Annotated in this window: 5 protein-coding genes; 2 read left to right on the forward strand and 3 right to left on the reverse strand. The window is 68.7% G+C overall.

The features are described 5' to 3' along the window. The 3 genes from Q4F73_RS11985 to Q4F73_RS11995 all read right to left on the reverse strand — a co-directional run. The coding region (locus Q4F73_RS11985; protein ID WP_303359572.1) for a histidine phosphatase family protein at window positions 1-432 on the reverse strand (432 nt) is incomplete at its 3' end. A gap of 4 nt (window positions 433-436) precedes the next feature. Then, on the reverse strand, window positions 437-991 hold the full coding sequence (locus Q4F73_RS11990) for a nicotinamidase (protein WP_303359573.1): 555 nt from the start codon (window positions 989-991) through the stop codon (window positions 437-439). Window positions 992-1,000: 9 nt separating this feature from the next. Further along, window positions 1,001-1,495: a gluconokinase gene (locus Q4F73_RS11995; protein ID WP_303359574.1), complete on the reverse strand. Its 495-nt coding sequence runs from the start codon at window positions 1,493-1,495 to the stop codon at window positions 1,001-1,003. Window positions 1,496-1,528: 33 nt separating this feature from the next. Here Q4F73_RS11995 and Q4F73_RS12000 point away from each other — a divergent pair, with 33 nt between their 5' ends. Both Q4F73_RS12000 and Q4F73_RS12005 read left to right on the forward strand, forming a co-directional pair. After that, the gene (locus tag Q4F73_RS12000; RefSeq protein ID WP_303359575.1) at window positions 1,529-2,779 is read left to right on the forward strand and encodes a glutaminase; all 1,251 of its coding nucleotides are present in this window, start codon (window positions 1,529-1,531) and stop codon (window positions 2,777-2,779) included. 20 nt (window positions 2,780-2,799) lie between these two features. Then, on the forward strand, window positions 2,800-3,462 hold the full coding sequence (locus Q4F73_RS12005) for a hypothetical protein (protein ID WP_303359576.1): 663 nt from the start codon (window positions 2,800-2,802) through the stop codon (window positions 3,460-3,462). The last annotated feature ends 10 nt before the right edge of the window (window positions 3,463-3,472 follow it).

Genomic DNA, 3,472 nt, shown 5'->3' on the forward strand with positions numbered 1-3,472 from the left:
CCCCGGCACGCTGAGGACGGCGATGGCACTGGTGGGGAATTTGGTGTCGATGCCCTGCCAGCCGGGGTTGTCGTCGCGGACGGCGAGCTCGCGGACAGCCTCCTCGACGCCGGGCCAGTGGGCGAGGAGGAGGGCGGTGCCCACGGTGTCGGGCAGGGGGCGCAACAGCCGCAGGAAGTCCTGCGTGGTGCCGCCGTAGAGGCCGTCGTGGAAGGTGACCTTGTCGGCGGGGGCGTCGATAAGCTCCCAGGTCGCGCGCGTGCGGGTCGACGTCGAGCTGAGGACGCGGTCGATGGATCCGACGTGTCCTCGCAGCCACTCGCCGGCGGCGCGGGCGTCGCGCTTGCCGCGCTTGTTCAGCGGCCGCTGGTGATCGGGCAGCGGCTCCTTCCACGAGGATTTCGCGTGGCGCATGATGATCAGGCGGTTCATGGGATCAGCTTAACTGCGCACCGGCTCCGACGAGCTCCTGGAGTGTGGCCGCGCCGCGCTCCTCGTCGACGGGGGCGCACATGTCGGTGAGCACGCGCACCTCGAAACCCTCCTCGAGGGCGTCCAGCACGGTGGCGCGCACGCAGTGGTCGGTGGCGATGCCCACGACATCGAGCTTCTCGACACCCCGGGCCCGCAGCCACTCCGCCATCCCGACGCCGTCGGCAGCGCCCTCGAAACCGGAGTAGGCGGCGGTGTACTCACCCTTGCGGAAGTAGGCCTCGACGGGTTCTGGCCGGACGGCGGGGTGCAGCTCGGCGCCCTCCGACCCGGCGACGCAGTGGACCGGCCAGGAGTCGACGAAGTCGGGGTTGTCGGAGAAGTGGGCTCCGGGGTCGATGTGCCAGTCCTGGGTGGCCACGATGTGGTCGTAGCTCGCGCCGTGGGATTCCTGGTATTCGCCGATGAGGGCGGCGACCTCCGAACCCCGGTCGGTGGCCAGCGAGCCGCCGGGGCAGAAGTCGTTCTGGACGTCGACGATGACGAGTGCTGTCTTCATGCCCCCACTCTAAGCGTCCAACCACGCCACGATCCGGCTGACCAGCTCCGTGGGGGAGTGCGCGACATCGAAGGAGCACCCGTCCTCGTCAGCCCCCAGCGGTTCCAGCAGTCCCAGCTGCGAGTCCAGCAGGCGCACCGGCATGAAATGGCCCTGGCGACGCTGCATCCGCTCGGCCAACACGACCCGCGCACCGTCGAGGTGGACGAAGCGGACTCCCGGAACGATGGAGCGGAGGAGGTCGCGGTAGGGGCGTCGTAAAGCGGAGCACGCGATGACCCCGCCCGCGGGCTGCTGCGCCAGCCACCGACCGACGGCCCGCAGCCAGGGGTCGCGGTCCTCGTCCGTGAGGGGCACCCCCGCGATCATCCGGGTGATGTTGTCCGGCGGGTGCAGGTCATCGCCGTCGCGCCAGGGGAGGGCGAGCTGCTCCGCCAGCGCCGTGCCGACGGTCGTCTTCCCCGTCCCGGAGACGCCCATGATGACGATGTGATGGCCTGTCATGTCCCGGATCTTATCGTCGGTACTCTCGGTTTCATGAAGATGCCGATCCCGGATTACCTGCAGGAGATCCTCGACCACGTCCGCGACGAGGACGGCGGGGAGGTCGCCGACTACATCCCCGAGCTCGCCGAGGCCGACCCCGACCGACTCGCCATCGCCCTGTGCACCGCCTCCGGGCACGTCTACGCGGCCGGCCCGGACGCCGATGTCGAGTACACCATCCAGTCGATCTCCAAGCCCTTCGTCTTCGCCCTCGCCCTGCAGGAGCTGGGCCCGGAGAAGGTTCTCGATGTCGTCGGCCTCGAGCCCTCCGGCGAGGCCTTCAACGAACTCTCCCTCGACGACAACGACAAGCGCCCGGTCAACCCGATGATCAACGCGGGTGCCATCGCCGTCAACCAGCTCATCAACGGGGAGGATTCGAGCGTGGAGGATCGCGTCGAGAAGATCCGTGACCTCTTCTCCCGCCTGGCGGGGCGCGACCTGCACATCGACGCCGAACTCTCCGCCTCCGAACTCGAGGGCGCGGACCGCAACCTCTCCATCGCGCACATGCTGCGTTCCTACGACATCATCCGGGACGACGCCCACGACGCCGTCCTCTCCTACACCCACCAGTGTTCGATCCTGGTCAACACCCGCGACCTGTCGGTCATGTCCGCCACCCTCGCCAACGGCGGTGTGCAGCCGGTCACCGGCGAGCAGATCCTGAGCAAGGAGGCCTGCCGCCTGACGCTGGCGGTCATGAGTTCCGCGGGCATGTACGACGGCGCGGGCCGCTGGATGGCCGGAGTGGGCATCCCGGCGAAATCGGGCGTGGCCGGCGGGCTCATCGGGACGCTGCCGGGGCAGCTGGGCATCGCCACGTTCTCCCCGCGCCTGGATTCGCAGGGCAACTCCGTGCGCGGCGTGAAGATCTTCGAGTACCTGTCCCGCGACATGGGCCTGCACCTCATGTCCTCCGACCAGCACTCCGTCCCGGGTGTGCGCTCGATCACCCGCGACGGTGATCAGACGGTCATCCGCCTGCAGGGCACCATCAACTTCACCGCCGCGGAGAACATCCTCCACCAGCTGACCACCCACAACCTGGGCGGCTCCGAGCTGGTCCTCGACGTCTCCCGCGTCACCTCCTTCAACCGTATGGGCCGCCGCATGGTCAAGGAGGGCCTGCGCCGCCTGCGCGAGGGCGGGTTCGAGTGCGCCATCTACGACCCGGAGGGAGTGGTCACCGACCTCGAGTTCTCCGACGGCACCCTCGTCGACACTGTCGACCGTTTCTGACACCGGGGTAGTGTCGAGGAATGATTCAGGCCGTCTCCTTCGGGTTGTTGGATTCCCTCAACGCCCTGCTCATCGGCGTCATCGTGGCGCTGGGTGTCATGCTGCCCCGGCGGGCTGCTTATCGACGCATCGTCACCCTCCTCATCCTCGGTGACTGGTTCGGCGTCTTCCTGCTGTCCGTGATCACCATGGTCGTCTTCGACGGCCTCGGTGACCTGGTGCAGCGGGCCCTGGAATCCCCCGTCTTCGGCATCCTGCTCATCGCCACCGGCGTGCTCACCCTCGTGGCCACCCTGCGCGGCGACGGCAGCGGCGACTCCCCCCTCGTCCGCCGCATCCTCGAACCCCTGCAGTCGCCGTCGGCGAAGACGGTGCTCGTCGGCTTCATCCTCGGTCTCGCGCAGTCCGCCACCTCCGTCCCCTTCTTCACCGGCCTGGCGTTCCTCTCGGCCGGGGACTACCACGTGGCCGTCCGCTACCTCGGCCTCATCGTCTACGCCAGCCTGGCGCTGAGCCTGCCGACGCTGTCGGCGGTCTTCGTCGGCATGGTCCGCGCCTATCCGCAGTCGGTCTTCGGCCGGGCCTTCGAGTGGATGCGGGGCCACCGCGAACAGGTGGTCAAGGCCGGCGGCTACATCGTCGCGGTGGCCCTGACGATCTTCGGTGCCGTCCACCTGCTCTGAGCGCGACGCG

Source organism: Corynebacterium sp., assembly GCF_030535495.1.
GTDB lineage: Bacteria > Actinomycetota > Actinomycetes > Mycobacteriales > Mycobacteriaceae > Corynebacterium.